Source organism: Xenorhabdus khoisanae (assembly GCF_001037465.1).
GTDB lineage: Bacteria > Pseudomonadota > Gammaproteobacteria > Enterobacterales > Enterobacteriaceae > Xenorhabdus > Xenorhabdus khoisanae.
Genome location: NZ_LFCV01000002.1, coordinates 84,723 through 110,347 on the forward strand (window position 1 = coordinate 84,723; position 25,625 = coordinate 110,347).

The window sequence follows — 25,625 nt, forward strand, 5'->3', positions numbered from 1 at the left end:
CTATCGAGCATTAGATGGAGGGTGTTAACATGAACAGGTATCCGTAATAAAGGGGCTTTTATTAAACTTGCTTATAGGACCCAGAACGAAAACTTGACGTTATGCAGGAAATTGACGGGAAGTGTATGCCTTATCGGGAAGTTATATGAGCCGGCTCTAAAAAATAAATTTTCCAAATAAAACGAAATTGAAATAAATATTTTGTTTGATATATTTTCATCCACACCAAAAGCAGATACCAAGGAGCATTCATGTTCAATATTGCATTATTTGGCGCTGGGCGAATTGGGCAGGTTCACGCTGCTAACATTGCCAATCATAAAGAAACTTGCCTTTATTCCGTGATAGATCCACATCCGGCAAGTGCTGAAATATTGGTACATAAATATCAATCCAAAATTCAGACCACAGAAGAAGCGATGGCCGATCCTGATGTTCATGGTGTGCTTATCGCATCAGCAACAGATACCCACGCCGATTTGATAGAGCTGGCGGCTCGGCACAGTAAAATGATCTTCTGCGAAAAACCGGTTCATCTTGATCTTGAACGAGTTCGTCAGTGTCTTGCTACGGTAAAAGCGTGTCAGGTTCCTTTGGTTATCGGGTTTAATCGTCGTTACGATCCTCAGTTCCGTCGGCTAAAAAACTTGTTTAATGCCGGTACGGTCGGCAAAGCAGAATCCTTGCTGATTATCTCTCGTGATCCCTCCCCACCGCCCGTTGAATATATCCGGGGATCTGGTGGCATGTTCCGGGACATGACCATCCATGACTTTGACATGGCACGTTTTATCATCGGTGAAGAACCGTGTGCTATCTATGCTCAGGGCAGCAATCTTGTTGATCCGGCCATTGGTGCAGCAGGAGACATTGACACCGCATTTATTGTTATGAAATTCCCATCGGGAGCAATGGCGACCATAACTAACAGCCGCCGTTCCGGCTATGGCTATGATCAGCGCCTTGAGCTGCATGGTGAGAAAGGCTTGCTCACCGCAGGAAATATCAGGGAAAACAGTGTCGAGTTCTGGGGTGAAAAAGGTTGTATTGCAGCCAAACCAGAGCATTTCTTCTTACAACGCTACCGTGAAGCCTATATCGCAGAATGGAGCCATTTTGTTGATGTTATGGCGGGTAGAGTCACTCCTGAAACCAGCGGTATTGATGGTGAACAGGCACTGTACCTTGCAGATAAGGCGCTCGAATCCCTGCAATCCGGTAAAGAAATCAAGTTATAACCGGATCTTATAAAACGTATGGTTTTTAATGCCTGAGAACGGTTAATCAGGGGGGAGGGTCATATGTCAACTTTTCTTTCTTTTATCGGTTTTACGCTATTGGTAGCAGGGATTGCTTATTATAAAACACGAAACAAACACTTAATTAATTCAACTGAGGGCTATTTTCTTGGTGGTCGCTCCCTGACCGGCATATATATCGGCAGTTCCATGTTGTTAATGAATCTGTCTACAGAACATTTGGTTGGTCTGAATGGTTTGGCATTCAGGACTGGTTTTATTGTTATGGCTTGGGAAGTGATTGCGGCATTAACCATTGTCTTATTTGCTGTTTACTTCCTGCCTAAGTATCTGAAACTGGGTATTTCAACGATCCCCGAATATCTTGAGCGCCGGTTTGATAGAAATACCTTACTTATTACATCAATTCTATTTCTGGTGATGTATGTCATTTCATTATTACCGATTGTGCTATATACCGGGGCTATTGCGCTGGAAAGCCTTTTTCAGGTTTCGCAGGTTTTTCACGTCGAAAAAACGACAGCGCTTTGGATCATGGTCTGGGGTGTCGGGGGACTCGGTGCGATTTACGCTATTTTCGGCGGGATCAAAGCCATTGCAGTTGCTGATACTGTAAATGGTGTCGGCCTGATTGTCGGCGGATTGATGGTAACCATTTTTGCCTTGTTGTATGTCGGGAATGGTGACGCATGGAAAGGTTTGACTGATGTTTATCAGACCCATCCAGATAAGTTCAATTCCATAGGTAGTGAAGATTCACTTGTTCCATTCTCGACGCTATTTACTGGCTTGATTGTCTCTAACCTGTTTTTCTGGTGTACCAACCAATCTATTGTGCAGAAATCATTAGGTGCCAAGAATCTCGCGGAAGGGCAAAAAGGTGTCATGCTATGTGCTTTATTTAAGCTCATTATTCCTTCGATCATTATTTTGCCGGGAATAATTGCCTTCCATATTTTCAGTGGTCAGATGGATAATCCAGATAATGCCTATCCTGCATTAGTGCAGTTGGTATTACCTAAAATTCTGGTTGGCTTTTTTGCCGCCGTTGTTGTGGGCGCCGTATTCTCAACATTCAGTGGTGGCCTGAATTCTTCCGTGACGTTATTCACCGTCAATATCTATAAACCGAGGATTAACCCGAATGCTACGGAAGCACAGGCCGTAGCGGTAGGCAAATATTTGGGGATCGTACTTGCACTGGCAACGATGATCATTGCTCCACTTGTTGCTAATGCACCTGATGGCTTGTTCTATCTGATTCAACAATTACAGGGGATTTTTAATGCACCCATCCTCAGTGTGGTATTGGTCGGGTTAATGACAAAGCGCGTTCCCCCGATTGCAGCAAAACTGGGGTTGCTGTTTGGTATGTCAGCTTACATCGTTTGTAATTTTGTCCTGAACATCAATATTCATTTTTTCCATCTGGTAGGCATTCTGTTTGTCCTGAATATCGTTTTCATGCTGACGATTGGTTATTTCTTCCCGGCTGAATCTTATCAGGAAGTGTATACCGAGCAGGTGGATATTACGCCGTGGTCAATGGTGAAACCAATGGGATGGTTAATTACACTGGCTGCTATCTCCATGTATGTTTTCCTTGCCCATAATGTGCCGGCTTATGTCATGGCAATCTATTACGTATTTGTGGCCAGCATTCTGAGTTATGTTTTCTATCAAATAGGCAAGGCGCTCTCATCAAGAGAAACGTCGGGTTAACGTCGCTGAAATTAATTAAATTTTGATGTTCAAAACCATTTGAGGTTTAACAAAATCAAGCGATTCGGTAAGAGGTGAATCAATGGAGCAGCATAGAAAGTTTGATGTTATCTGCATGGGACGGATCGCGGTTGATCTGTATGGCCAGCAGATAGGCTCCCGTCTGGAAGACATGGGGAGTTTTTCAAAATATCTGGGTGGATCTTCAGGAAATGTGGCCTACGGTACGGCTCGTCAGGGATTAAAATCCTCAATGCTGGCAAGAGTCGGAGATGAACACATGGGGCGCTTTCTGCGTGAGGAGTTGATGCGGGTTGGCTGTGATACCAGTCATTTGATTACTGACAAAGAACGGCTGACGGCATTGGTTTTGCTCGGTATTAAAGATAACGAAACATTCCCACTGATTTTTTACCGTGATAATTGTGCTGATATGGCCATTACCCGCGATGATTTCAGTGAAGACTATATTGCATCTGCCCACTGTCTGGCGATCACCGGAACGCATCTTTCCCATCCACAAACTCGTGATGCTGTGCTGACCGCACTGCGATATGCCCGCCACAATGGTGTCAAGACGGCCATTGATATTGATTATCGTCCGGTATTGTGGGGATTGACCTCACTGGGTGATGGTGAAACTCGTTATATCGCCTCAGAGCAGGTGACATCACAATTACAGGAAGTGCTCTCCCAATTTGATCTGATTGTGGGAACCGAAGAAGAATTTCATATTGCTGGTGGTGCTACGGACACGGTAGAAGCCTTGCGAAATGTACGAGCGCTGACTACTGCAACATTGGTTTGCAAGCGGGGGGCGTTGGGATGTTCTGTATTTACTGCCAGTATTCCAGACTCCTTAGATGAAGGGATCACCGTACAAGGCGTAAAAGTGGAAGTATTAAATGTCTTGGGGGCAGGAGATGCTTTTATGTCAGGCTTATTGCGTGGTTACCTCAACAACGAAAGCTGGGAACAGGCTTGCATCTATGCCAATGCTTGCGGGGCTTTGGTCGTTTCCCGCCATGGCTGTGCGCCGGCTATGCCAGATAAAACTGAGTTGGATAATTATCTGATACGGGCAGCGGAAGTGCCGTGTCCTGATTTGGATGCACATCTCAACCACTTGCATCGTATTGGTAGCCGGCGTAAACAGTGGGATGAACTGTGTGTGATGGCATTTGATCATCGTATTCAGTTTGTTGAAATGGCACGCAAAGTGAATGCCAGTTTCGATCGAATTCCACAATTGAAAAAATTACTGTTCCGAGCCAGCCAAGAGGTTTGCACAGAAGCCCATTTGGAAGGAAAAGCGGGAATATTGTGTGACAGTAGTTTCGGTCAAGATGTACTGAATGCCGCAACAGGAAAGGGGTTATGGATTGGTCGCCCGATAGAACTGCCCGGTTCCCGGCCACTTTGCCTTGAACATGGTGATATTGGTTCTCAGCTTATTAGCTGGCCACACGAACATATCGTGAAATGTTTGGTGTTTTTCCATCCGGAAGATAACCCTCCATTACGTCTGGAACAGGAAAAAACCGTGCAGGAAGTCTATGCCGCCTGTTGTCAGTCTGGCCATGAATTGTTGCTGGAAGTGATCTTGCCAGTAGATATGCCCCATTCTGATGAACTATACCTACGAGCGCTCCAGCGTTTCTACAATCTCGGCATTAAACCTGATTGGTGGAAATTACCGCCGATGCAATCCACAACTTGGGATCAAATTTCGGTATTGATTGAACAGAGTGATCCTTATTGCCGGGGGGTTGTGATCCTTGGCCTTGATGCACCTGAAACCATCCTGAAAGCGAGCTTCAGAGCGGCAGCCGGAAAATCGATAGTTAAAGGCTTCGCTGTTGGACGAACGCTGTTTGGTCAATCTTCATTGCAATGGCTGGCGGGAGAAATTGATGATGAGACTCTTATCCTGCAAGTAAAAACCAACTATCACAATCTGATTAGCTATTGGCACCAGCGCGGATAGCCCAGTCAAAATGACTACGTAAAACAGGAGAACCCTTATGGCTGTTCAAATTGGCATCAATCCCCTGACATGGACTAATGATGATTTGCCTTCTTTGGGTGCAGAAACACCTCTGGAAACTTGCCTGACAGAAGGGCGGCAGGCGGGATTTTCAGGTTTTGAGCTTGGCAATAAATTTCCTCGTCAGGCGCAGGTTTTGGGGCCTATTCTGGCTGCCCATGATTTGAAACTGGTGTCCGGTTGGTATTCTGGAGAATTACTCACGCGCAGTGTTGAGGAAGAAATCGCAGCGGTTCAGCCGCATTTGACGCTATTGCGTGAGTTAGGCGCTACTGTAATGGTGTTTGCTGAAGTGACACACTGTATTCATGGTAATCAGAGTAAACCCGTGCATCTGCGACCTCTGTTTCCGGCAGGACGCTGGCAGGAATATGGCGAAAAACTGACAGAGTTTGCTCGTTATACTCAATCACAAGGCGTACAGATTGCTTATCATCACCATATGGGAACGGTGATTGAAAGTGCAGAAGACATCAATAACCTGATGGAAAATACAGGAAAAGAGGTTGGTTTGTTATTGGACACCGGGCATCTGACCTTTACCGGTGATGATCCATTGGCAGTGGCAAGACGCTGGTGCAAACGCATTAACCATGTACATTGCAAAGATATTCGTCCTGACGTGTTGAAGGATGTCAAAAATCGTAAGACCAGTTTCCTTGATGCCGTATTGAATGGTGTTTTTACCGTACCCGGTGATGGTTGCGTCGATTATCCGGCTATTTTTGATGTATTGAAAGCGAATCACTATAACGGTTGGTTGGTCGTTGAGGCAGAACAAGATCCCGCTGTTGCCCATCCGCTGACTTATGCCACGATGGGATATAACAATTTGTATCGATTTGCCAAAGAAGCGGGGTTGATTTATACCCAATGGATTTCAAGATGCAGCGCGGCGGCAAGGGAATGAATCCCCGGGAGCATAGATAACTATGTGACCGGGGTGAGTGAGCGCAGCCAACAAAGAGGCAACTTGAAAGACGAAGAGTATATAATTCCATTGCAGAGTTCGCTCATCAGCACAGCGGCCTGCTTTAGGTTACCTTTTTCAATTTCCAGACATCTGACCTATTTTTTCAGTTCTTGTATGCCGCATTGCCCGGAAGTTATTAATTTAACCACAGAAGATTAGCAAGTTTGTTAGACGTCAGGAATTATTATGCTATTACAAACTTGAACTTAGTCAGTATCCATATGTTTTACATAACAATAATCATTAATAAAATGTTATTATTTGATATTACATTTAGTTATAAAAGTGTTATTTTTGCGTAAGGGCAAACCAACAAATAAAACTAAATACCTTACTAAGATTAATGAGGTGTCTGAATATGCACTGCTTTTCGTTTATTTTAAGCTCGTGAATCAATATATTATATTGATAGTAAATGATGTTTATTTTCACCAAAATAAATTGGTGAACTGTAAATGGATTCTTTGTTAAGAGGTTCAACCATATTCCCAGTGCCATTTTATTTCAAAGATAAAAAATAACTTCAAAAAAATATAAATCAACTTATCAACCAAATACTAAGGGATAATGCATGCAAAATTTTCTCCAGGCATTACAAGAATCCGGATTAGAAATTCCCACCTCTCATGAATTATATAAACCAGAAAACAAAAATTTAGAAATAGAGTTATCTCAATTGAAAAAAAAGGTTAATGGGATGCTTCAAAACAGATTACCATTAATAAATATTACCATCCCTATAACGCTACAAGAAGAAACTAGTGAGACAGAACATTTTCCATTAACAGATATTCAATATGCCTATTTAATTGGGCGTAACCCCGGACTGGAACTAGGAGGGTTAACCAGTTGTCTATATACTGAATTAGATATTAAATCATTAGATATCAATTCATTAAATAACGCATTGAACAAAATTATTGAATATCACCCTATGTTAAGGGCGACTTTATCTTTAGATGGACAACAGCGGATTTTACCTGCTCCATTAAATTACACCATTCCTATTCAAGATTGTAGAAAGTGGTCAGCATCAGAAAAAGATAAAATGCTGGAAAACATTCGTCAGGAAATGGAAACACAATTACTTCCCCTCGATAAAGCCCCTACATTCGATATACGTGCAACAATAATTAATGATGATATTACTCGCTTGCATGTTTATTTCGATATGATGTTTGTGGATCTTCATAGTATCCGCCTGATATTACGTGATTGGTGGAAAATTTATCAGGGTCACGAGTTACCCATATTAGCTGCTAATATGAATTTTCACACTTATATAAACTCAGAGCGTTATCTACAAGGGCAATTACAAGGGCTACGTGACAAAGCCTACTGGGAACAACAGTTAGATACTTTACCGCAACCGCCAGAGTTACCATTGAAAACAATTCCCGAGATGATTTCCTCTCCTGTGTTCAAGCGTTACAGTAGAAAAATCGCTGCTGAAACGTTGCTGGCTCTCAGGCAGAAAGCGGAAGCACACAAGCTAACGCTGGAAACGGTACTTCTCGGCATTTATACAGAAGTCCTTCGTCAGTGGTCGAAACACCAAATTTTTACGCTGACTATCACTCAATTCGGGCGGCGTCCCTATTTTGACGGCATCGAAAATGTTGTCGGTAATTTTCTTCAACCCATGTTGCTGGGAATACGGGGAACAAAAGAAGAAAGCTTCAATGATCGTTTAGTGCAAATCCAGACTGATTTGATGATGAATCGCTGGCATTGTTCCTACAATGGTGTTCAGGTTTTGAGAGAGCTGACCCGCCGAGGTCATAACAACCGGGCAGCAACAGCTCCCGTAGTATTTAGCAATACCTTGACGGCTAATTTGGACGATGTGGTAACAGATATCGGTTGGACGGACGCTACCCAAATTTATAACAGCAATCAAACCCCACAAGTCTGGTTAGAGAACCAAATTGTTCGGGTTGATGGTCTTGTTCAAATTAACTGGAACACTGTCAGTGAATTGTTCCCTGATGGCATGGTAGAAGCCATGTTGGATACATATCTGACGCTGATTGCAACTTGCGCTGAAGATGATTCCGTATGGGATACAAGTGCATCATTGGTGAAGTTGCCCGCATCAGATCTGGCAGAGCGGGCAAAATCCAATGCAACCGATATCGCGTTCGATCTTAAATTGCTACATGAAATGGTTTTGCAGGCCGCCGCCAAATTCCCCAATGAAATCGCGCTCATTCAGGGAGAAAAACAAGTTACCTATGCGGAAATGGTCAATAAAGCCATCGTAATCGCACAACAACTTCGAACCTCGGCCCAAATTCATCCCAATGATATTGTCGCTGTATCCTTGCCACAAAGCCCAGAATTGGTAATCGGATTACTGGGTGTCCTGATGTCAGGTGCAGCTTACGTGGCCATCGATCCCCAGCTCCCTGCCGAACGCCGGATGAATTTGCTCAATCGCTGTTCAGCCAAAGGGATTATCACTGGCAGCACAGTTTTTGAACATGGTGAATTGACGGGTTTGCTTCGAATAAACCTGGATGAGTGCCCTATGCACAACGCCGTGGATACAACACACTGGTCTTCCATGCCTTCAGTACAGGGATTAGATGATCTGGCATATGTCATCTTTACCTCCGGTTCAACCGGAGAGCCGAAAGGTGTCATGGCTTCTCACCGTAATGCGGCAAATACGGTGTTTGATATTAACCATAAATTCCACGTCACAGAAAAAGACGCTGTATTATCCGTCGCACCGGCTGGATTTGATTTGTCCGTCTATGACTATTTCGGGCTATTGGGCGTTGGAGGAAAAGTTATTTTTTCCATGCCTGAAACGGCCAATGACCCAAAAATCTGGTTAGACATGCTAATCAAACATCAAATTACTATCTGGGATAGTGTTCCGGCTCCCGTTAAAGTACTGGTAGACAGAAATGGTTCCGCACTGTCCGAGACCAAATTAAGGTTAATCCTGATGAGCGGAGACTGGATACCTGTCGATCTACCAGAACGTATTCGGGAAAGCCTGCCAGATACTGCGATCATCAGCCTCGGGGGAGCGACTGAAGGCTCTATCTGGTCGATACACTATCCAATCAAGGAAATTGATAAAAACTGGAAAAGCATTCCTTATGGCAAACCGCTGGCAAATCAAACTTTTCATGTTTTGAATAATTGGCTTCTACCCTGCCCCAAATGGGTAACAGGGGAACTCTATATTGGCGGAGACGGGGTGACCCAAGGTTATTTGGGAGACGCAGAAAAAACGGCACTGCGCTTTATTACTCATCCCGTCACGGGTGAACGGCTGTACAGAACAGGAGATTTGGGACGATATATTGCCGATGGCTTGATAGAAATTTTAGGACGCGAAGATAATCAGGTAAAAATCAATGGATACCGCATTGAATTAGGTGAAATTGAAGCCTGTCTCCTGAGCCATGAAAATGCCAGCCATGTTGTTATTGATGCTCCCGTTCATCCCAAAACCGGACAACGGCATATCGTTTCCTATGTTGTGCCTGAAACGGTAGAAATTTTGGATACCCCCAGCCATTTTCAAGACCAGTTGAGGGAGATTGCCCGCAAAACGCTGCCCTCTTATATGGTGCCCAGTTATTACGTCTTATTGCCCCATATGCCATTAACCAGTAATGGAAAAATTGACCGTAAAGCGCTGCCTATCCCCTGGTCTGATACCGAAGAACACTCTGATGCGCCGGTTAAACCCGCTAATGAGATAGAAGCAAAGATCTTGAAACTCTGGCAAGCACAACTTCAGCATGATGATTTTGATGTCACCGATGGCTTTTTTGATATTGGCGGTGATTCACTGCATGCCGTTGGTTTACTTAGTGCACTGCGACAGGAATTTAACATTACGCCTGTTGGCGAACAGGACATCATCGAAGGATTGTTCATGAATTCCAACATTCAGTCTTTCTCTCGCATCATCGAAACAATCGTTCAATCTCAAGCGGATGAATGAACTATGATCAAAACATACGATTATATCGTGGTAGGTGGCGGTTCAGCAGGATGCGTGGCAGCATCACGCCTGTCTGAAAACAGCATGAAATCCGTACTGCTGATTGAAGCAGGCCACGAATCTGATGTACACAACCCCGCCAGTCCACTCAGAGACGCGTCAAGACTGGTATTGGAAGGATATAACTGGGATTACGAAGCCAATGTGCGCAATGATGATCGGTTCACCGCTCTCATTGCCCCTCCCGCTCATATACAAGATGACACGCAACAGGCTCGCAAATACAAGGAACGCAAGCCGTTCAATTATCGGGTGGGGAAAGTACTTGGTGGTTCCTCCGCAGTCAACGGTGCCATTGCCCTGAGAGGATTTCCGAGCGATTTCGATAAATGGGCCCAAATGGGTTGCCCCAATTGGTCTTGGGAACAGGTTCTACCGTGGTTTAAGCATCTGGAAAATGATACCGATCGTATCGGTGATGATAACCACGGTTCACAGGGACCGATGTGCCTGCGCAGACCTCCGGATGGCGAGATCCATCCCCTTGATATGGCTTTTGCCCGTGCCTGCGAGCAGTTTGGTGTGCCTTATGTCGATGATCTCAATATCGGTGAAGATCCCGCCGTCGGCCCCGTGCCCGCCAATGTCATTAATGGCGCAGAAAGAGTGGATGTTTATCGTTCATACCTTGAACCGATCCTGAACAGAGAAAATCTGCACGTGATGACTGATGCACTGGCCACGCAGATCATTTTTAACGACACCGTCGCTTCAGGGATAAAAATCATTCAGGCAGGAGAAGAGCGGGTTTATCAGGCCAGACAGATTATTCTCTGCGCTGGTGCAATTGGCTCGGCAACGTTATTGCAGCGCTCAGGTGTGGGAGATCCAGAACACCTGAGCAGATTAGGTATCCCTATTGTTGCACAAGTGCCTGCCGTTGGCAGAAACCTGACTGACCATGCCTCAGTGGTACTCTGGGCGCTACCTAAAGCAGGTGTCTGTACAACGGGCCTGCCGTGGCGACAAATTGCTGCCCGCATTAGCAGCGGTTATGACGAAAAAGTCGATGTGCAAATCGGCTTGCTGAACAATGTTGCCAGTGACACTGTGCCGGGATTCAGAGATCGTGTTGCTTATCCAATGTTGGTTGGCGCTTCCGTCATGTTGATGCGTCCGGAGATTCAAGGGCAGGTCTTCATCAGTTCCGCCACGCCTACGGTATTGCCTCAAATTGATCTGCCGCTGACCCGTACCCCATCCGATATCGCTCGCCTTGTAGGGGGAGTGCGTAAAATTTGGGAGGTTTTACGCCATGCAGAAGTGGATGCCTTCCTTGATGGCATACAATTTTGGTCACACTCCATGATTTATAATGACGAAATCATGAACAGTGCAATCAAGAACCTTGTCAATCCTGGCTGGCATGCATCTGGAACGCTCAGAATGGGTAGCAGTAGTGATCCGGATAGCGCCACACAGGAAGACGGTCGGGTGCATGGTATTACTGGCGTGACAGTCGCTGATGCCTCCCTGTTTCCCACTATTCCCTCCATGCCAACTAATCTGACAACCATTATGGTTGCGGAACGCATTGTCAGCTTCTTAATAGAAAGAGAAGCAGAGAGAGAAACCACCAGCGATCGGAGAACAAATGGACACTAATTGCAGGCGGGTGATTTATGCCTTTCCACATGCAGGGGCAACAACAGCCATTTATCGCCCTTGGCTAAATGATCTTATGACAACCAAATCCGCAATTTTACAACCCGTTGCGATCCCTGGTCGTGGTTATCTGGCTAAAGAGCCTGAAATTCACGATCTCGATTCACTGGTTGAACGACTGGCATCAGATATTTGGGCCGACTTTCAGCAGAAGCAGGCACAGGGCATTACAGAGTGGATCACCTTTGGCCACAGCTTTGGCGGTGTGCTGAGTATCGCGGTGGGTCAGGCATTAATGAAAAACCATGGCATTTCTCCCCTATTTGGCGTGGTATCCAGCTCTGTCCCTCCTCATCGTCAGCCAGAAGATGAACGGCATGAATGGACAGATGAGCAATTGATTCAGAAAACTAAAGAAGATCAAGGGACGCCAGAAGCCATTTTGAACGAACCGGCGTTAATAAAACCCATCATCCGCCAACTGCGCAGTGATTACCGGATACGCAGCCAATTTCCCCAGCTTGGCAATATACAGGTGAATTACCCACTGGTGCTGATTTCTGCTACCCACGATATTCATGTCACTTTGGCGGACATGGAAGCCTGGAAAAATTACACCTCTGGCAATGTTTCACCCACCCACATTGAAGGGGGTCACTTTGCTGTTTACCAACACTGGGATGTCATCAAACAAATACTGCTGAGTAAGGCGATTTGAGTAAAACCATGGGCTGACAAAGAATCAGGAGTGAATATGCGTATTGAGATTGATAATTTTGATAATTACCGGAAATCCTGCCGTGAATTTCTTGAAAGAGAAATCGTACCTGAACATCAAAAGTGGGAAGAAAATGGGCTGGTTGAACGCTCTTTTTGGGAGAAGTTAGGTCAGTCTGGCTTATTAGGCATGAGTGTCACTCCCGAATTTGGGGGACTGGGAAAAAGCGATTATCGGTTCGCGGTAATTCTGACAGAAGAACTCATCAAATCAGGTGTGACTGTACCGGGGATCGTTGCTCATAATGATGTTGTTGCCAGCTATATTTTTGCCCTTGGTAATGAGGAACAGAAAAAAAGGTGGCTGCCTGAATTGTGTAGCGGAAAACGGGTTGCGGCTATTGCCATGACGGAACCCGGTGGGGGTTCCAACACCGCAGACATCAAAACCGTGGCTACACGTCAGGGTGATTACTATCTGGTCAATGGCGGCAAAACTTACATCACCAATGGTATCAACGCGGATCTGATCGTTGTCGCTGTAAAAACAGAACAAGGGCAACAAGGTCAGGGCATCAGCCTGTTGGCAATAGAACGGGATATGCCCGGATTCTCCAGAGGGGAGCCATTGAAGAAAATTGGCTGGAATGGCAGCGACACGGCTGAACTCTTTTTCCATGACTGCAAAGTCCCCATTACCAACCTGCTTGGCCGTGAAAACCTCGGTAACTATTACTTCATGTCAGCGATGCCCCGCGAGCGCCTTAGTATTTCAACCGTGGCGGTTGCCAGTGCAGAACATATATTGCAGAGCACACTGGAATATGTGAAAGAAAGAACGGCCTTCAATCAACCAATCGGCTCCTTTCAATACAACCGTTTTATGCTCGCGCAATTAGATACTGAAGTAAAAATTGCCCGAGTCTACCTTGATAACGCCGTTGATCTCTTTAACCAAGGTCTTTTCAGCCTGGTGGATGCCGCCCGCATCAAATGGTGGACAACTGAACTTCAAATGAAAGTGGCAGATCGTTGCCTGCAATTGCACGGAGGGCTGGGTTACCTGCGTGATTCCATTGCTGGCAAGAATTGGCTGAATAGCCGTGCCCAGACCATTTACGGTGGAACCAGTGAAGTGCTGCAAGAAATCATCAGTAAATCACTTGGACTTTAAGACCACACCATACTGGTACTCAACCCTATTCGAGAGGATATATTGATTATGAATGAAAGGAGCACTCAAACGTGTCTCATCCGTTCGGTGAATCTCAGTCAATGGAATTCTATCGTTCTCAATTGGGCAAATAATGAAAACTGGGATATTAGTTCGGGCGATACAGCTTGTTTCTTTAATGTAGACCCAGAAGCTTTCTTTATCGCCTATCATAATATGCAACCTATCGCATCAATGTCGATGGTAAGTTACTCAGACCATTACTCATTCGGTGGTAGCTTCCTCATCCCACCGGAATTCCGCAATAGTATTTGTGCAGGGAAAATATGGAAATGGTCTATGGATTACGCAGAACATCGCACTATTGGCTGTGATGGTAACTGGGATAAAACCTCACTCTACGAAAAAAGAGGATTTGTTAAACATTATCGTAATGTCCGGCTTTCTGGAACCATCCAGAAAAAAGTCACACCACCAGCAGGTGCCATTCTGATCACACCAGCCAATATCGATGAAGTCATCAAATATGATGCGGAATGCACCGGCGTTTATCGGGGCGCATTGCTTGCCAATTGGTTTTGGGGAAAAGAACGTTATGGGTTTTGTACTTATTCCAGAACTGGAGTTTCCGGGATCATAGGCATAAGGCGATCCCAAAATGGCTACCGAATAGGCCCTTTCCATGCCGACAATGCCGACGTTGTTGAAACGCTGGCTCTTACCGCATTCGCGCAAATCTCTGATGGCTTACCTGTATCGGCGGATGTTCCCGAAACCGATAACAACGACTTTCTCCAACTGGCTAACGAGTATGGGCTAAAGGGGCTCTTTAACACATACAGAATGTACAAAGGCAATCTCATCCCAAAGGGGCAGTTAGATAAGGTCAAGGCCATTGCGTCTTTGGAGTTGGGGTAATGGATATCAACACATAGCCATTGCCTGAATCGCAACATCATTAATAAATATATTCATATGAGAGGTTATATTATGGCAAATGAAGCACCGACCTTATTTGAATGGATGGGAGGTCGTGAGGCCCTCATGAAACTCATGACCGTCTTTTATGCCAAAGTTGAAAAAGATGAGCTACTCGCTCCGCTGTTCCAACACATGAAATCCGATCATCCTGGTCATGTCGCCATGTGGTTGGAAGAAGTGCTCGGTGGCGAAAAGCGCTATACCAATGAGCGCGGCGGCTTCAAAGTTATGTTAAGCCGTCACAGAGGCAGAAGCATTCAGCCAGAACAAAGGAAAAGATGGGTAGACTTGCTGATGCAGTCTGCTGATGAAATCGGCCTGCCATCTGATCCTGAATTTCGTGCAGCCTTTGCAGGTTATATCGAATGGGGTTCACGCAGGGCTGAAGCCAATTCCCAACCCAATGCCGCTCCTTCACGTCGTGAAACCGTGCCCAACTGGGGATGGGGAGAAGCCCCTCCGGGAACACCCTGATTTTTCAGGAAGCTTAGGTTGTTAGGAAAATAAGAAACAGAGAGGTGAGCTCATGCTGTTGGCTATCAGTGACTTACATGTATCTCATGCAACAAATAGAGCTATAGTCGAATCATTCAGGCCATCAACACCTGATGATTGGCTTCTGCTGGCAGGTGATATTGCAGAGCAGGAATCAGACTTTACATGGGCCATCAGTATGCTTTCCCAACGGTTTGCCCAAGTCATCTGGACGCCGGGGAATCATGAACTCTGGTGCACGCCAAGAGATCAATTAAAGTTACCCGGCGTACTGCGTTATGAACATCTGGTCAATATTTGCCGACAGCATAACGTGCTCACCCCTGAAGATGAGTTTCGCCATTACCGCATGGGGGATGGTACAACCGTTACCATTGCCCCTATTTTTACGCTATATGATTATTCATTCAGAAATATTGATGACTATACGGCGGAGCAGGCCATAGAACGCGCCCGTCGTTGCGGTGTCATCAGCTCTGACGAATTCTTTCTGAAAACCTACCCCCATAAAAATATTATCGACTGGTGCCGGGAACGTATCCAATATACCGAAAAACGTTTAAACGCTATTCCAGACGGTGAAAATATCGTGCTTATAAGCCATTTTCCCCTTCTCCGAAAACCACTTGAATCTTTACGCAATACCGAATTTTCCATTTGGTGTGGCAGTGAAAAAACTCATCAGTGGGCATCAAGAAAAGGAGTTCGCATGGTGGTATACGGACACTTACACATTCCTAATCTCGAATATATTCAAGATGTTGCTCATTTGGAAGTTTCTTTGGGATATCCGCGGGAATGGCAAGAACATGGTAGAGATTCTTACTTAGTGCAGCTAGATGGATTGCTGGAACACGCTAATACAATCTCTAATCATCCATTTTTATAATAATAAGAGGCTAATTTACCGATGAAAAATGATGAAATAATTCCACAGATAAAATCCCGGATCTTAATTGGCGCAACTGGGTCAGTGGATATTGCCCTCCTTCCAAAATACCTTTCAGCAATTAAGGCAACGATCGACTGTACATTGACGGTATTGATGACAAACAGTGCCACCACCTTTTTACCCGCATCAACTGTTGCGCTCTATGCAGACCGGGTCATCAGCGGAGAATCACCACACGATTGGCCAACAGACAAACCTTCACGCATTGTGGCTGATCACGACGTAATGGCAATTTTGCCTGCAACCGCAAATACGATGGCAGCCGTTGCGCAAGGTGCTGCACCTAACCGTTTAACGACAGTGGTTCTGGCTTCCACGTTTCCGGTGCTGTTTTTCCCTGTGATGGGAAGCGTCATGTGGGAAAAAAAGGCGACCCTCCGCAATATTGCCCAGCTGCAAGAAGATGGTTATTTTGTGATTGATCCCGTTTGGCACGAAAATTTTGACGCGTCATTACAACGTATGGTGGGACATCCCTCATTACCGGATATTGAAACGGTTATATCACTGCTGAAACAACATCTGGCAAAATAATCCCTGATATTAATATCGCTGTGGAAGAGCACTCCTCACTTTAATTGATAAAAGATTATTCAACGTGTGGGCTGAGTATTCTTCCATTTAAAATTCTCCTGATATACAAACTGATATACAGACGTAAGCTCTCCTTCTGCCCAAACCTATGCTACATATCACAGAATCGTTTCATTTAAAAAATTGCAGAATAAACACCTTTTAATATAGGATAAGTTTTATTTTCATTCGTCACAATAAAAATAGACTCATTGAAAATAATAATAAAAAAACCTCATTTTATAACTATAAATCGGTAACTTATGTCACAACATCAAAATCGTTCATTAAACAGGCAGGACTATAAAACTCTGTCTTTGGCCGCCTTGGGTGGTGCGCTGGAGTTTTACGACTTTATTATCTTTGTCTTCTTTGCCGTTGCGCTTGGAGAACTATTTTTCCCTGCGGATATACCTGAATGGCTCAGACAACTACAAACATTTGGTATTTTTGCTGCCGGTTATTTAGCCCGACCGTTAGGTGGGATCATCATGGCTCATTTTGGTGATCTCATTGGGCGCAAGAAGATGTTTTCACTCAGTATATTCCTGATGGCCGTACCAACACTGATCATTGGAATGCTGCCCACCTATGATGCGATTGGCATTGCCGCTCCCGTACTGCTCTTGCTGATGCGAATCATGCAGGGAGCGGCGATTGGAGGAGAAGTACCCGGAGCATGGGTCTTTGTGGCAGAGCATGTACCTCATAAGCGCATAGGCTTTGCCTGTGGCGTTTTGACAGCAGGGTTGACCATGGGTATTTTGTTTGGCTCTCTAGTGGCAACCATGATTACTTCCATTTATACCAAGCAGGAAGTCCTGGATTGGGCATGGCGTCTCCCCTTCTTTTTGGGTGGTGTTTTCGGTCTGTGTGCCATGTACCTGCGCCGTTGGCTGCATGAAACCCCTATCTTCAAGGAAATGCAGAAACGTAAAGCGCTGGCGGAAGAGCTGCCACTAAAATCCGTTATCTTTAATCACAAACGCGCCATCACGATCTCAATGCTATTAACATGGCTACTTTCCGCTGGCATCGTGGTCATTATCTTGATGGCACCCACCTATATGCAGACGGTATTTCATCTGGAGCAATCAATTACCCTGAAAGCAAACAGTCTTGCGATCATCTCGTTAGCGGTGAGTTGTATATTTGTAGGGTATTTATGTGATAAATGTGGCGCTGGTATCGTGTTGATCGTCGGCTGTATTCTATTAGCTGCCGCGACATGGTTTTTCTATCATAATATCAGCGATGAACCGCTCAAATTATTTAGTGTTTATGCCATTACCGGTTTAGCTGTTGGTGTGATTAGCTCGGCACCATACGTTATGGTTAATAGTTATCCGCCGGAAGTACGTTTCAGTGGCATTTCATTTTCATATAACCTGGCCTATGCCATTTTTGGTGGGCTGACCCCGATCCTCGTTACCCTGCTATTGAAATATACTTCACTGGCACCAGCCTACTATATGATGACGTTATCGGCTGTCGGTATTTTATTGGGGTTCTATTTGCGAAAAAAAGCAATATAAGAAAAAGCAGGCAAAGTGGGCTAAATGACATAAAACAGGATGAGTATTCGGGCTCATCCTGTCTAAAAACGGTTAAGCGTGTTTCACTTCACCCATTGGCAAAATAGTACGGCCATATTGTTCATTCAGAACTTCAGCCATTGCCAGATAGAAAGCACTCGCACCACAGATAACGCCCTCAAAACCCGCGAAAGTCAAGATACTGGCATTGCCCGTGATATTACCAATCGCCAATAATGCGAACAGCAGAGTCAGGCTGCCAAACACAAATTGCAGGACGCGGTTGGCCTTCAACGTACCAAAGAACATAAACAAAGTGAAAATTCCCCACAAGGCGAGGTAAACGCCGAGGAATTCATGGCTGGTTGCTTCTGCCAGTCCCATTGTCGGCAGGAAAAGCAAACCAATCAGACTCAACCAAAACATACCGTAAGAAGTAAAGGCGGTCGCAGCAAAAGTGTTTCCTTTTTTGTACTCAAAAATGCCTGCCAGCACCTGAGCCAACCCACCGTAAAAAATGCCCATGCTCAAAATGACCGACGTCAATGGGAAAAAACCTGCATTATGCAAATTCAACAAAATGGTCGTCATACCAAAACCCATTAAACCCAACGGGCCTGGGTTCGCCAACTTACTAGAGTTCATAATTCCCCTGAAAAATACAGATAAAACAAAATATTAAAAAAGTTATCAAGGCGCTTTATTTCACCAAGAAACTATAAAAGGCGGCGAATCATAATGTGATGGCATCAACTACACAATGGCCTTAGAAAAAATTTTTTCATTAAACTTCAATTTTTTTTCAATCTGCCCCTTGATGATACGATGAATGGCCCCATCTAAGTATCAACTACAGTTACTACGGATATTTCAGTATCAACTGAAAACATCAAATGAGGAATTTCTGGCAATCAATGCCATTGAAAAGCAAACATTCGTCCTCATATAGCTTAGTAACTTGACCGAATATATGAATTCTTTGTGGAGGCGTTTAGATGGGTAAAATCATTGGTATCGACTTGGGAACTACCAACTCTTGTGTAGCAATTATGGACGGCACGACAGCTCGTGTGCTTGAAAACAGCGAAGGTGACCGTACCACACCTTCAATCATCGCATATACTCAGGATGGTGAAACTCTGGTTGGTCAACCAGCTAAACGTCAGGCTGTTACTAACCCGCAAAATACTTTGTTCGCCATCAAACGTTTGATCGGCCGTCGTTTTCAGGACGAAGAAGTTCAGCGTGACGTATCCATCATGCCATACAAAATCATGGCAGCGGATAATGGCGATGCATGGCTGGAAGTGAAAGACCAGAAAATGGCACCACCTCAGATTTCTGCTGAAGTTCTGAAAAAGATGAAGAAAACAGCAGAAGATTATCTGGGCGAGCCAGTAACCGAAGCAGTTATTACTGTTCCTGCCTACTTCAACGATGCACAGCGTCAGGCAACTAAAGATGCCGGCCGTATCGCAGGTCTGGAAGTTAAGCGTATCATCAATGAGCCTACTGCTGCTGCTCTGGCTTATGGTATGGACAAAGAAGTGGGCAACCGCACTATCGCTGTTTATGACTTGGGTGGCGGTACTTTCGATATCTCTATCATCGAAATCGACGAAGTTGATGGCGAAAAAACCTATGAAGTTCTGGCAACCAACGGTGATACTCACTTGGGTGGTGAAGACTTCGACAGCCGTATGATCAACTATCTGGTTGACGAGTTCAAAAAAGAACAAGGCATCGACCTGCGTAACGATCCGCTGGCAATGCAGCGCCTGAAAGAAGCCGCAGAAAAAGCGAAAATCGAGCTTTCTTCTGCACAGCAGACTGACGTGAACCTGCCATACATCACCGCAGATGCAACGGGTCCTAAGCACATGAACGTTAAAGTGACTCGTGCGAAACTGGAATCACTGGTTGAAGATCTGGTGAGACGTTCTATCGAGCCACTGAAAGTTGCTCTGAATGATGCTGGCCTGTCTGTCTCTGACGTTCAAGACGTTATTCTGGTTGGTGGTCAGACTCGTATGCCAATGGTTCAGAAAGCCGTTGCAGACTTCTTCGGCAAAGAGCCACGTAAAGACGTGAACCCGGACGAAGCTGTTGCAATGGGTGCGGCAGTTCAGGGCGGCGTACTGGCAGGTGACGTGAAAGACGTTCTGCTGTTGGACGTAACTCCACTGTCTCTGGGTATTGAAACCATGGGCGGCGTGATGACTTCCCTGATTAATAAGAACACCACTATCCCAACTAAACATAGCCAAGTGTTCTCTACAGCAGAAGACAACCAATCTGCGGTAACTATTCACGTACTGCAAGGTGAGCGTAAACGTGCCGGTGATAATAAATCTCTGGGCCAGTTCAATCTGGATGGCATTCAGCCAGCAATGCGCGGCACTCCGCAGATCGAAGTAACTTTCGATATCGATGCTGACGGTATCCTGCACGTTTCTGCGAAGGATAAAAATTCAGGTCGTGAGCAAAACATCACCATCAAGGCTTCTTCCGGTCTGAACGAAGAAGAAATCCAACAGATGGTACGCGATGCAGAAGCAAACGCAGAAGCTGACCGTAAGTTTGAAGAGCTGGTTCAGGTTCGTAACCAGGCTGACCAACTGGTTCACGGCACTCGTAAACAAGTTGAAGAAGCGGGTGACAAACTGACTGCAGACGATAAAGCAGCAATCGAGAAAGCAACTTCTGAGCTGGAAACTGCGGCGAAAGGCGAAGACAAAGCTGACATCGAAGCGAAGATCCAAGCTCTGGTTGAAGCGTCTAAAAAACTGCTGGAAATCGCACAGCAACAAGCTCAGGCTGGTGCTGCTGACGCTGGCGCAAGCAACGCGAAAAAAGAAGATGACGTTGTAGACGCTGAATTCGAAGAAGTTAAAGACAAAAAATAATAGCCCTTAGCGGGCAAAGTAACAGGGCGCCTGTTACTTGTTAACTGACACGGGCGTTGAGGTAACTCTACGCCCGTGCGTGTGTGTTAAGGGTAAACAATACGATGGCAAAACAAGATTATTACGAAGTTTTGGGAGTCTCCAAAACCGCAGACGAAAAAGAGATCAAAAAAGCCTATAAGCGTCTGGCAATGAAATATCACCCTGACCGTAATCAGGGCGATAAAGATGCAGAAAGTAAATTCAAAGAAATTAAAGAAGCGTATGAAATCCTGACGGATTCTCAGAAACGCGCTGCTTATGACCAATATGGTCATGCTGCCTTTGAGCATGGTGGCATGGGTGGTGGCGCAGGTGGTTTCGGTGGCGGAGCTGACTTTAGCGATATCTTTGGTGACGTTTTCGGAGATATTTTCGGGGGCGGTCGCCGTCAGCAGCGTCCTAGCCGTGGCTCAGACCTGCGTTACAATATGGAATTAACCCTGGAAGAAGCTGTCCGTGGTGTGACCAAAGAGATCCGCATTCCGACATTGGAAACCTGTGATAGCTGCCATGGCAGCGGAGCAAAAGCAGGCACCAGCCCAGAAACGTGTTCAACCTGTCACGGTGCAGGCCAAGTACAAATGCGTCAAGGGTTCTTCGCGGTTCAACAGCCTTGCCCTCAGTGTCATGGTCGCGGGAAAATCATCAAAAATCCTTGCGGTAAATGTCATGGACATGGTCGCGTTGAAAAATACAAAACCCTGTCTGTTAAGATCCCTTCAGGCGTCGATACCGGTGATCGCATTCGCTTGAGTGGTGAAGGTGAAGCGGGTGAACACGGCGCGCCATCCGGCGATTTGTACGTTCAGGTTCAGGTCAAAACTCACCATATTTTTGAGCGTGATGGCAGCAACCTCTATTGTGAAGTTCCGATCAACTTTGCAACCGCAGCATTAGGTGGCGAAATAGAAGTCCCTACCCTTGATGGCCGTGTCAGCCTGAAAATCCCTGCGGAAACCCAAACGGGTAAATTGTTCCGCATGAAGGGTAAAGGGGTTAAATCTGTTCGTGGTGGCGTTCAAGGTGATTTGCTCTGCCGTGTTGTAGTAGAAACACCAGTTAAATTGAATGAAGAGCAAAAAGAACTGATGCGCAAATTGGGAGAATCTTTTGGCGGGAAAAGCGGTGAAACCAATAGCCCTCGCTCCAAGAGTTTCCTTGATGGCGTGAAGAAGTTTTTTGATGATTTGACAAAGTAATTTAATACTTTGCAAGATATCTAATAATAATTCCTCCTGATTTTTTTGTAATTTATTGATATTCAGGGGGATTTTTTTATTTATTAATTCCCTTATTTTTAATAAATTAAATTATTTAATTTATTAACTATTTTTAAATACATTACTATTTTACTAACATTGCATTTTATTTAAAAAGAGTTCAAAATATCATTTTGAATACCTATACTAAATAATATAAATTAAATATAATAATGAGGGTGTTAAAATGATTAGCGATATATTACGTCAAGCAATTAAGTATTCTCACTCTATTTTTCTAGGTAAAACCACAAATATCTCTTATATTAATCCTGAGCTTCAATCAGAAGATCGGCAAAGAAGATATTCTAAAAAAAATAGTCAGACCAGAGAGCAGGAATTCTTAACATTAAGAAGTAAATTATACCGTTTTGGGAATATAAAAGAAAAATATGATTGTATAATGAAAGAAAAAGAACTTAAGCAGTCATTGGTCGGAAATTGTAATGAATTATCTATTACTGCACTTATGTATTTAGCTACAAAAAGAGCGCATGAAATATATGATTTATATAAAAAATATTTTACTACAGATACATCAGGAAAAATACAATCTATTTACATTGAGATTATTTCTCCCATCCCTACATCACGCTATGACCATTGTTTTATCATATTTTATTACCCTCCAGATGCTTCTGATTATCAATCTCAAAATAAACAAGTAAACTCATACTACAAAACGTATAATAAGCTTCCGAGTGGAGCATGGATATGCGATCCATGGGCAAATATAGTTTGTTTATCTCAACATTATAATGCCAATTGGCAAAATAAAATGATTAGCTGGGCAACCGATGGCAAGTATTTGGCTTTAGGAAATGCCCATACCCCCTCAGTATATAAATCACAATGTCCGTTACAGGAAAATCCGGGTTATCCTTTATATGAAAATACATTTAATATGATGCGTAATACTGCAATGCAGGTGAACCATCAGGTTATTATAAAACCAGATAGTACAGTTGTAATCAATCACTCAAAATTTGAATATGCCACCCTATGAAATTACTCAAAACGAACTGGAGTCTCCAAGTTCCTACTTATACTTGGAGACCCATTACTCTAACTTAGTACTAACAATCCCAATAATAATCACAACACAAGCTAATAATCGCATTTTGCTAAACGGTTCCCGCAAGATAAAAACTGACAATAACATGGCAAACAATACACTGGTTTCTCGCAATGCAGCCACCAGTACAATAGGAGCATGGCTCATTGCCCAAATAACAATGCCATAACTCAATAATTGCATCAGCCCTCCCATCAAACCCTGCTTCCAGTATTGACGAATATTTTTTCCAGCCGTATTCCAATACTTGAAATACATAATCACACCCATTACCCAACCATTAATAGCAAATAGCCACAAAATATAGGTTAAGGCATTATCGCTGGTACGGGAGCCGACACCATCAGACAAGGTATAACAGGCAGTAAATGCTGATGTAATAATTGCTGCAACCAATGTCTTGCGATCTAAGCGAAAAGATTTTTTCCCTTGTGGAAATGCAATCAAAATGATCCCTGCAATAATTAACCCTACTCCCAATATAGCTAAGGGGGGTAACGTTTCCCGCAAAATTAACCAACTCAATAAGGCAGTAATGAGTGGTGCACACCCTCTGGCAATCGGATATACCTGACTTAAATCTCCCGTGGCATAAGAGCGGCTTAAAAACAGACAATAACCAGTATGCAGAATGGCGGATAATATCAACCACGGTAGAGATGAGAATGCCGGCAACCCTACCCAGAATAATCCTGATGTTGAAATCAACCCGGCAAAAAAGACGATAATTGAAATACCCAAAAATCGATCAGCGCTAATCTTTACTAAAGCATTCCAACTGGCATGCAATAGGGCTGCACAGAGGACAAACAAGAAAAGTAAAGTCGTCATGAAGTATTTTGTTCAATTATTAACACAATAGGTGATAAAAACATCATCTACTATCTAATGCAATTTATCAATATTGAAAAGTATGTTACTTTCATAAAGTTATAATTCGTATTTATCGATTTAATTAGCACAAATAATCTACTTTTTCCGATGTCATGACTGACATAACATTAGCGCTTTGATCAATCTCTATAGGTTATCTATTCATGACTGCAATCATTCGCCAATTCTTGAAGTTAGAGGCAGCAGGAGGAATTATCCTCATCATAGCAGCCATCATTGCGCTGGCTATGGCGAATACGCCATTGCAGGGTATTTATCATCAATTTCTCAACCTTCCTGTCGCAGTGCAGTTCGCGGCATTGGAAATCAATAAGCCATTATTACTATGGATAAATGATGGATTAATGGCGGTGTTTTTCCTCATTGTCGGGCTGGAGGTAAAACGTGAACTCATGGAAGGTTCACTTGCGGGTCGTGATAAGGCAATTTTTCCGGCCATTGCGGCCCTTGGAGGTATGCTGGCTCCCGCTCTGGTCTATTTACTGTTCAATGGTAGTGATGACATCGCACGGCAAGGTTGGGCAATTCCCGCTGCGACAGATATCGCCTTTGCACTTGGCGTTATGGCGTTATTGGGAAGACGTGTTCCTACCGCGTTAAAAGTATTTTTGCTTGCGTTAGCAATTATTGATGATTTAGGTGTCATCATTATCATCGCCCTGTTCTATACCAAAACAGTTTCTTTAGGAGCATTAGGTCTGGCTGCTGCTATGATTGCGCTTCTGGCTTGGATGAACTGGAAAGGGGTAGCCAAAACATCTGCTTATCTGGCTGTCGGTGTTGTTTTATGGATTTGTATCTTAAAATCCGGTATTCATGCCACGCTGGCTGGGGTTATCGTTGGGTTCTTGATCCCTCTGCGCGATAAAAAAGGTGATTCACCTTCCGAAACACTCGAGCATGAACTGCATCCGTGGGTTGCTTATTTAATTCTGCCACTGTTTGCTTTTGCCAATGCGGGTGTTTCATTGCAGGGTGTCACATTCGATGGCTTGATAAGCATGCTGCCCGTGGGCGTTGCACTCGGCCTGTTCATTGGCAAGCCATTGGGAATTTTCCTGTTTAGCTGGATTTCAGTAAAGCTGGGAATGGCTAAATTACCGGAAAAAATTGGCATGAAACAAATTTTCGCGGTTTCTGTCTTATGTGGAATCGGATTTACCATGTCTATCTTTATTTCTGGTCTGGCATTCGAAGGTCTAAATGACGCTTTCAGTACCTACTCGCGCCTGGGTATTTTGATTGGCTCTACAACCGCCGCCATCGTCGGTTATGGATTATTAAACAGACTATTACCGAAGAAAAAAACGTAGCCAAAAGCAAATGAATAGACTAATTTAAACACCAAACCAGAAGTAATTTCCGAAGTAATTCATCCTCTTAATA

19 protein-coding genes are annotated in these 25,625 nt (G+C 44.3%); 17 read left to right on the top strand and 2 right to left on the bottom strand.

Annotated features, from left to right (window positions below; translation table 11 throughout):
* Window positions 1–251 precede the first annotated feature (251 nt).
* The 13 genes from iolG (at window position 252) to AB204_RS00670 (ending at window position 18,063) form a co-directional block, all read left to right on the top strand.
* On the top strand, window positions 252–1,238 hold the full coding sequence (iolG, locus tag AB204_RS00610; RefSeq protein WP_047961459.1) for an inositol 2-dehydrogenase: 987 nt from the start codon (window positions 252–254) through the stop codon (window positions 1,236–1,238).
* Between the two features lie 63 nt (window positions 1,239–1,301).
* On the top strand, window positions 1,302–2,981 hold the full coding sequence (locus tag AB204_RS00615; RefSeq protein ID WP_047961460.1) for a solute:sodium symporter family transporter: 1,680 nt from the start codon (window positions 1,302–1,304) through the stop codon (window positions 2,979–2,981).
* 82 nt (window positions 2,982–3,063) lie between these two features.
* Complete coding sequence (locus tag AB204_RS00620; protein ID WP_047961461.1) at window positions 3,064–4,968, top strand: bifunctional 5-dehydro-2-deoxygluconokinase/5-dehydro-2-deoxyphosphogluconate aldolase; 1,905 nt, start codon at window positions 3,064–3,066, stop codon at window positions 4,966–4,968.
* A gap of 37 nt (window positions 4,969–5,005) precedes the next feature.
* Window positions 5,006–5,938, top strand: a complete 933-nt coding sequence (gene iolE, locus AB204_RS00625) for a myo-inosose-2 dehydratase (protein WP_047961462.1) — start codon at window positions 5,006–5,008, stop codon at window positions 5,936–5,938.
* Between the two features lie 634 nt (window positions 5,939–6,572).
* On the top strand, window positions 6,573–9,971 hold the full coding sequence (locus tag AB204_RS00630) for a non-ribosomal peptide synthetase (protein WP_047961463.1): 3,399 nt from the start codon (window positions 6,573–6,575) through the stop codon (window positions 9,969–9,971).
* Window positions 9,972–9,974: 3 nt separating this feature from the next.
* The gene (locus tag AB204_RS00635) at window positions 9,975–11,636 is read left to right on the top strand and encodes a GMC family oxidoreductase (protein WP_047961464.1); all 1,662 of its coding nucleotides are present in this window, start codon (window positions 9,975–9,977) and stop codon (window positions 11,634–11,636) included.
* The gene (locus tag AB204_RS00640) at window positions 11,626–12,354 is read left to right on the top strand and encodes a thioesterase II family protein (protein WP_047961465.1); all 729 of its coding nucleotides are present in this window, start codon (window positions 11,626–11,628) and stop codon (window positions 12,352–12,354) included. Before AB204_RS00635 ends, AB204_RS00640 begins: the two co-directional genes overlap by 11 nt.
* A gap of 36 nt (window positions 12,355–12,390) precedes the next feature.
* On the top strand, window positions 12,391–13,527 hold the full coding sequence (locus AB204_RS00645) for an acyl-CoA dehydrogenase family protein (protein ID WP_047961466.1): 1,137 nt from the start codon (window positions 12,391–12,393) through the stop codon (window positions 13,525–13,527).
* A gap of 48 nt (window positions 13,528–13,575) precedes the next feature.
* The gene (locus tag AB204_RS00650) at window positions 13,576–14,445 is read left to right on the top strand and encodes a GNAT family N-acetyltransferase (RefSeq protein ID WP_047961467.1); all 870 of its coding nucleotides are present in this window, start codon (window positions 13,576–13,578) and stop codon (window positions 14,443–14,445) included.
* A gap of 72 nt (window positions 14,446–14,517) precedes the next feature.
* Window positions 14,518–14,982: a group II truncated hemoglobin gene (locus AB204_RS00655; protein ID WP_047961468.1), complete on the top strand. Its 465-nt coding sequence runs from the start codon at window positions 14,518–14,520 to the stop codon at window positions 14,980–14,982.
* A gap of 52 nt (window positions 14,983–15,034) precedes the next feature.
* Window positions 15,035–15,892, top strand: a complete 858-nt coding sequence (locus AB204_RS00660) for a metallophosphoesterase family protein (protein ID WP_047961469.1) — start codon at window positions 15,035–15,037, stop codon at window positions 15,890–15,892.
* A 21-nt stretch (window positions 15,893–15,913) separates the two neighbouring features.
* A complete protein-coding gene (locus tag AB204_RS00665; RefSeq protein WP_047961470.1) occupies window positions 15,914–16,489 on the top strand; it encodes a flavoprotein in 576 nt (191 codons plus the stop codon).
* 302 nt (window positions 16,490–16,791) lie between these two features.
* The gene (locus AB204_RS00670) at window positions 16,792–18,063 is read left to right on the top strand and encodes an MFS transporter (RefSeq protein WP_047961471.1); all 1,272 of its coding nucleotides are present in this window, start codon (window positions 16,792–16,794) and stop codon (window positions 18,061–18,063) included.
* A 72-nt stretch (window positions 18,064–18,135) separates the two neighbouring features.
* On the opposite strand, the gene satP is transcribed toward AB204_RS00670, so the two are convergent.
* Window positions 18,136–18,708, bottom strand: coding sequence for an acetate uptake transporter (gene satP, locus AB204_RS00675; RefSeq protein ID WP_047961472.1), 573 nt, complete (start codon window positions 18,706–18,708; stop codon window positions 18,136–18,138).
* 350 nt (window positions 18,709–19,058) lie between these two features.
* On the opposite strand from satP, the gene dnaK reads away from it, so the two are divergent.
* The 3 genes from dnaK to AB204_RS00690 all read left to right on the top strand — a co-directional run bounded on the left by dnaK (window position 19,059) and on the right by AB204_RS00690 (window position 23,276).
* A complete protein-coding gene (gene dnaK, locus AB204_RS00680) occupies window positions 19,059–20,969 on the top strand; it encodes a molecular chaperone DnaK (protein ID WP_047961473.1) in 1,911 nt (636 codons plus the stop codon).
* A 104-nt stretch (window positions 20,970–21,073) separates the two neighbouring features.
* On the top strand, window positions 21,074–22,210 hold the full coding sequence (dnaJ, locus tag AB204_RS00685; RefSeq protein ID WP_047961474.1) for a molecular chaperone DnaJ: 1,137 nt from the start codon (window positions 21,074–21,076) through the stop codon (window positions 22,208–22,210).
* A gap of 247 nt (window positions 22,211–22,457) precedes the next feature.
* Entirely contained in the window at window positions 22,458–23,276 is an 819-nt protein-coding gene (locus tag AB204_RS00690) for a hypothetical protein (protein WP_047961475.1), read from the top strand.
* A gap of 54 nt (window positions 23,277–23,330) precedes the next feature.
* Here the strand turns inward: AB204_RS00690 and AB204_RS00695 are convergent, their stop codons facing one another.
* Window positions 23,331–24,176, bottom strand: coding sequence for a DMT family transporter (locus AB204_RS00695; RefSeq protein WP_047961476.1), 846 nt, complete (start codon window positions 24,174–24,176; stop codon window positions 23,331–23,333).
* A gap of 206 nt (window positions 24,177–24,382) precedes the next feature.
* Here AB204_RS00695 and nhaA point away from each other — a divergent pair, with 206 nt between their 5' ends.
* Window positions 24,383–25,552, top strand: coding sequence for a Na+/H+ antiporter NhaA (gene nhaA, locus AB204_RS00700; protein WP_047961477.1), 1,170 nt, complete (start codon window positions 24,383–24,385; stop codon window positions 25,550–25,552).
* The last annotated feature ends 73 nt before the right edge of the window (window positions 25,553–25,625 follow it).

Coding starts and splice junctions, on each gene's coding strand:
- iolG (WP_047961459.1), top strand. CDS start 252: ATGTTCAATATTGCATTATTTGGCGCTGGGCGAATTGGGCAGGTTCAC.
- AB204_RS00615 (WP_047961460.1), top strand. CDS start 1,302: ATGTCAACTTTTCTTTCTTTTATCGGTTTTACGCTATTGGTAGCAGGG.
- AB204_RS00620 (WP_047961461.1), top strand. CDS start 3,064: ATGGAGCAGCATAGAAAGTTTGATGTTATCTGCATGGGACGGATCGCG.
- iolE (WP_047961462.1), top strand. CDS start 5,006: ATGGCTGTTCAAATTGGCATCAATCCCCTGACATGGACTAATGATGAT.
- AB204_RS00630 (WP_047961463.1), top strand. CDS start 6,573: ATGCAAAATTTTCTCCAGGCATTACAAGAATCCGGATTAGAAATTCCC.
- AB204_RS00635 (WP_047961464.1), top strand. CDS start 9,975: ATGATCAAAACATACGATTATATCGTGGTAGGTGGCGGTTCAGCAGGA.
- AB204_RS00640 (WP_047961465.1), top strand. CDS start 11,626: ATGGACACTAATTGCAGGCGGGTGATTTATGCCTTTCCACATGCAGGG.
- AB204_RS00645 (WP_047961466.1), top strand. CDS start 12,391: ATGCGTATTGAGATTGATAATTTTGATAATTACCGGAAATCCTGCCGT.
- AB204_RS00650 (WP_047961467.1), top strand. CDS start 13,576: ATGAATGAAAGGAGCACTCAAACGTGTCTCATCCGTTCGGTGAATCTC.
- AB204_RS00655 (WP_047961468.1), top strand. CDS start 14,518: ATGGCAAATGAAGCACCGACCTTATTTGAATGGATGGGAGGTCGTGAG.
- AB204_RS00660 (WP_047961469.1), top strand. CDS start 15,035: ATGCTGTTGGCTATCAGTGACTTACATGTATCTCATGCAACAAATAGA.
- AB204_RS00665 (WP_047961470.1), top strand. CDS start 15,914: ATGAAAAATGATGAAATAATTCCACAGATAAAATCCCGGATCTTAATT.
- AB204_RS00670 (WP_047961471.1), top strand. CDS start 16,792: ATGTCACAACATCAAAATCGTTCATTAAACAGGCAGGACTATAAAACT.
- satP (WP_047961472.1), bottom strand. CDS start 18,708: ATGAACTCTAGTAAGTTGGCGAACCCAGGCCCGTTGGGTTTAATGGGT.
- dnaK (WP_047961473.1), top strand. CDS start 19,059: ATGGGTAAAATCATTGGTATCGACTTGGGAACTACCAACTCTTGTGTA.
- dnaJ (WP_047961474.1), top strand. CDS start 21,074: ATGGCAAAACAAGATTATTACGAAGTTTTGGGAGTCTCCAAAACCGCA.
- AB204_RS00690 (WP_047961475.1), top strand. CDS start 22,458: ATGATTAGCGATATATTACGTCAAGCAATTAAGTATTCTCACTCTATT.
- AB204_RS00695 (WP_047961476.1), bottom strand. CDS start 24,176: ATGACGACTTTACTTTTCTTGTTTGTCCTCTGTGCAGCCCTATTGCAT.
- nhaA (WP_047961477.1), top strand. CDS start 24,383: ATGACTGCAATCATTCGCCAATTCTTGAAGTTAGAGGCAGCAGGAGGA.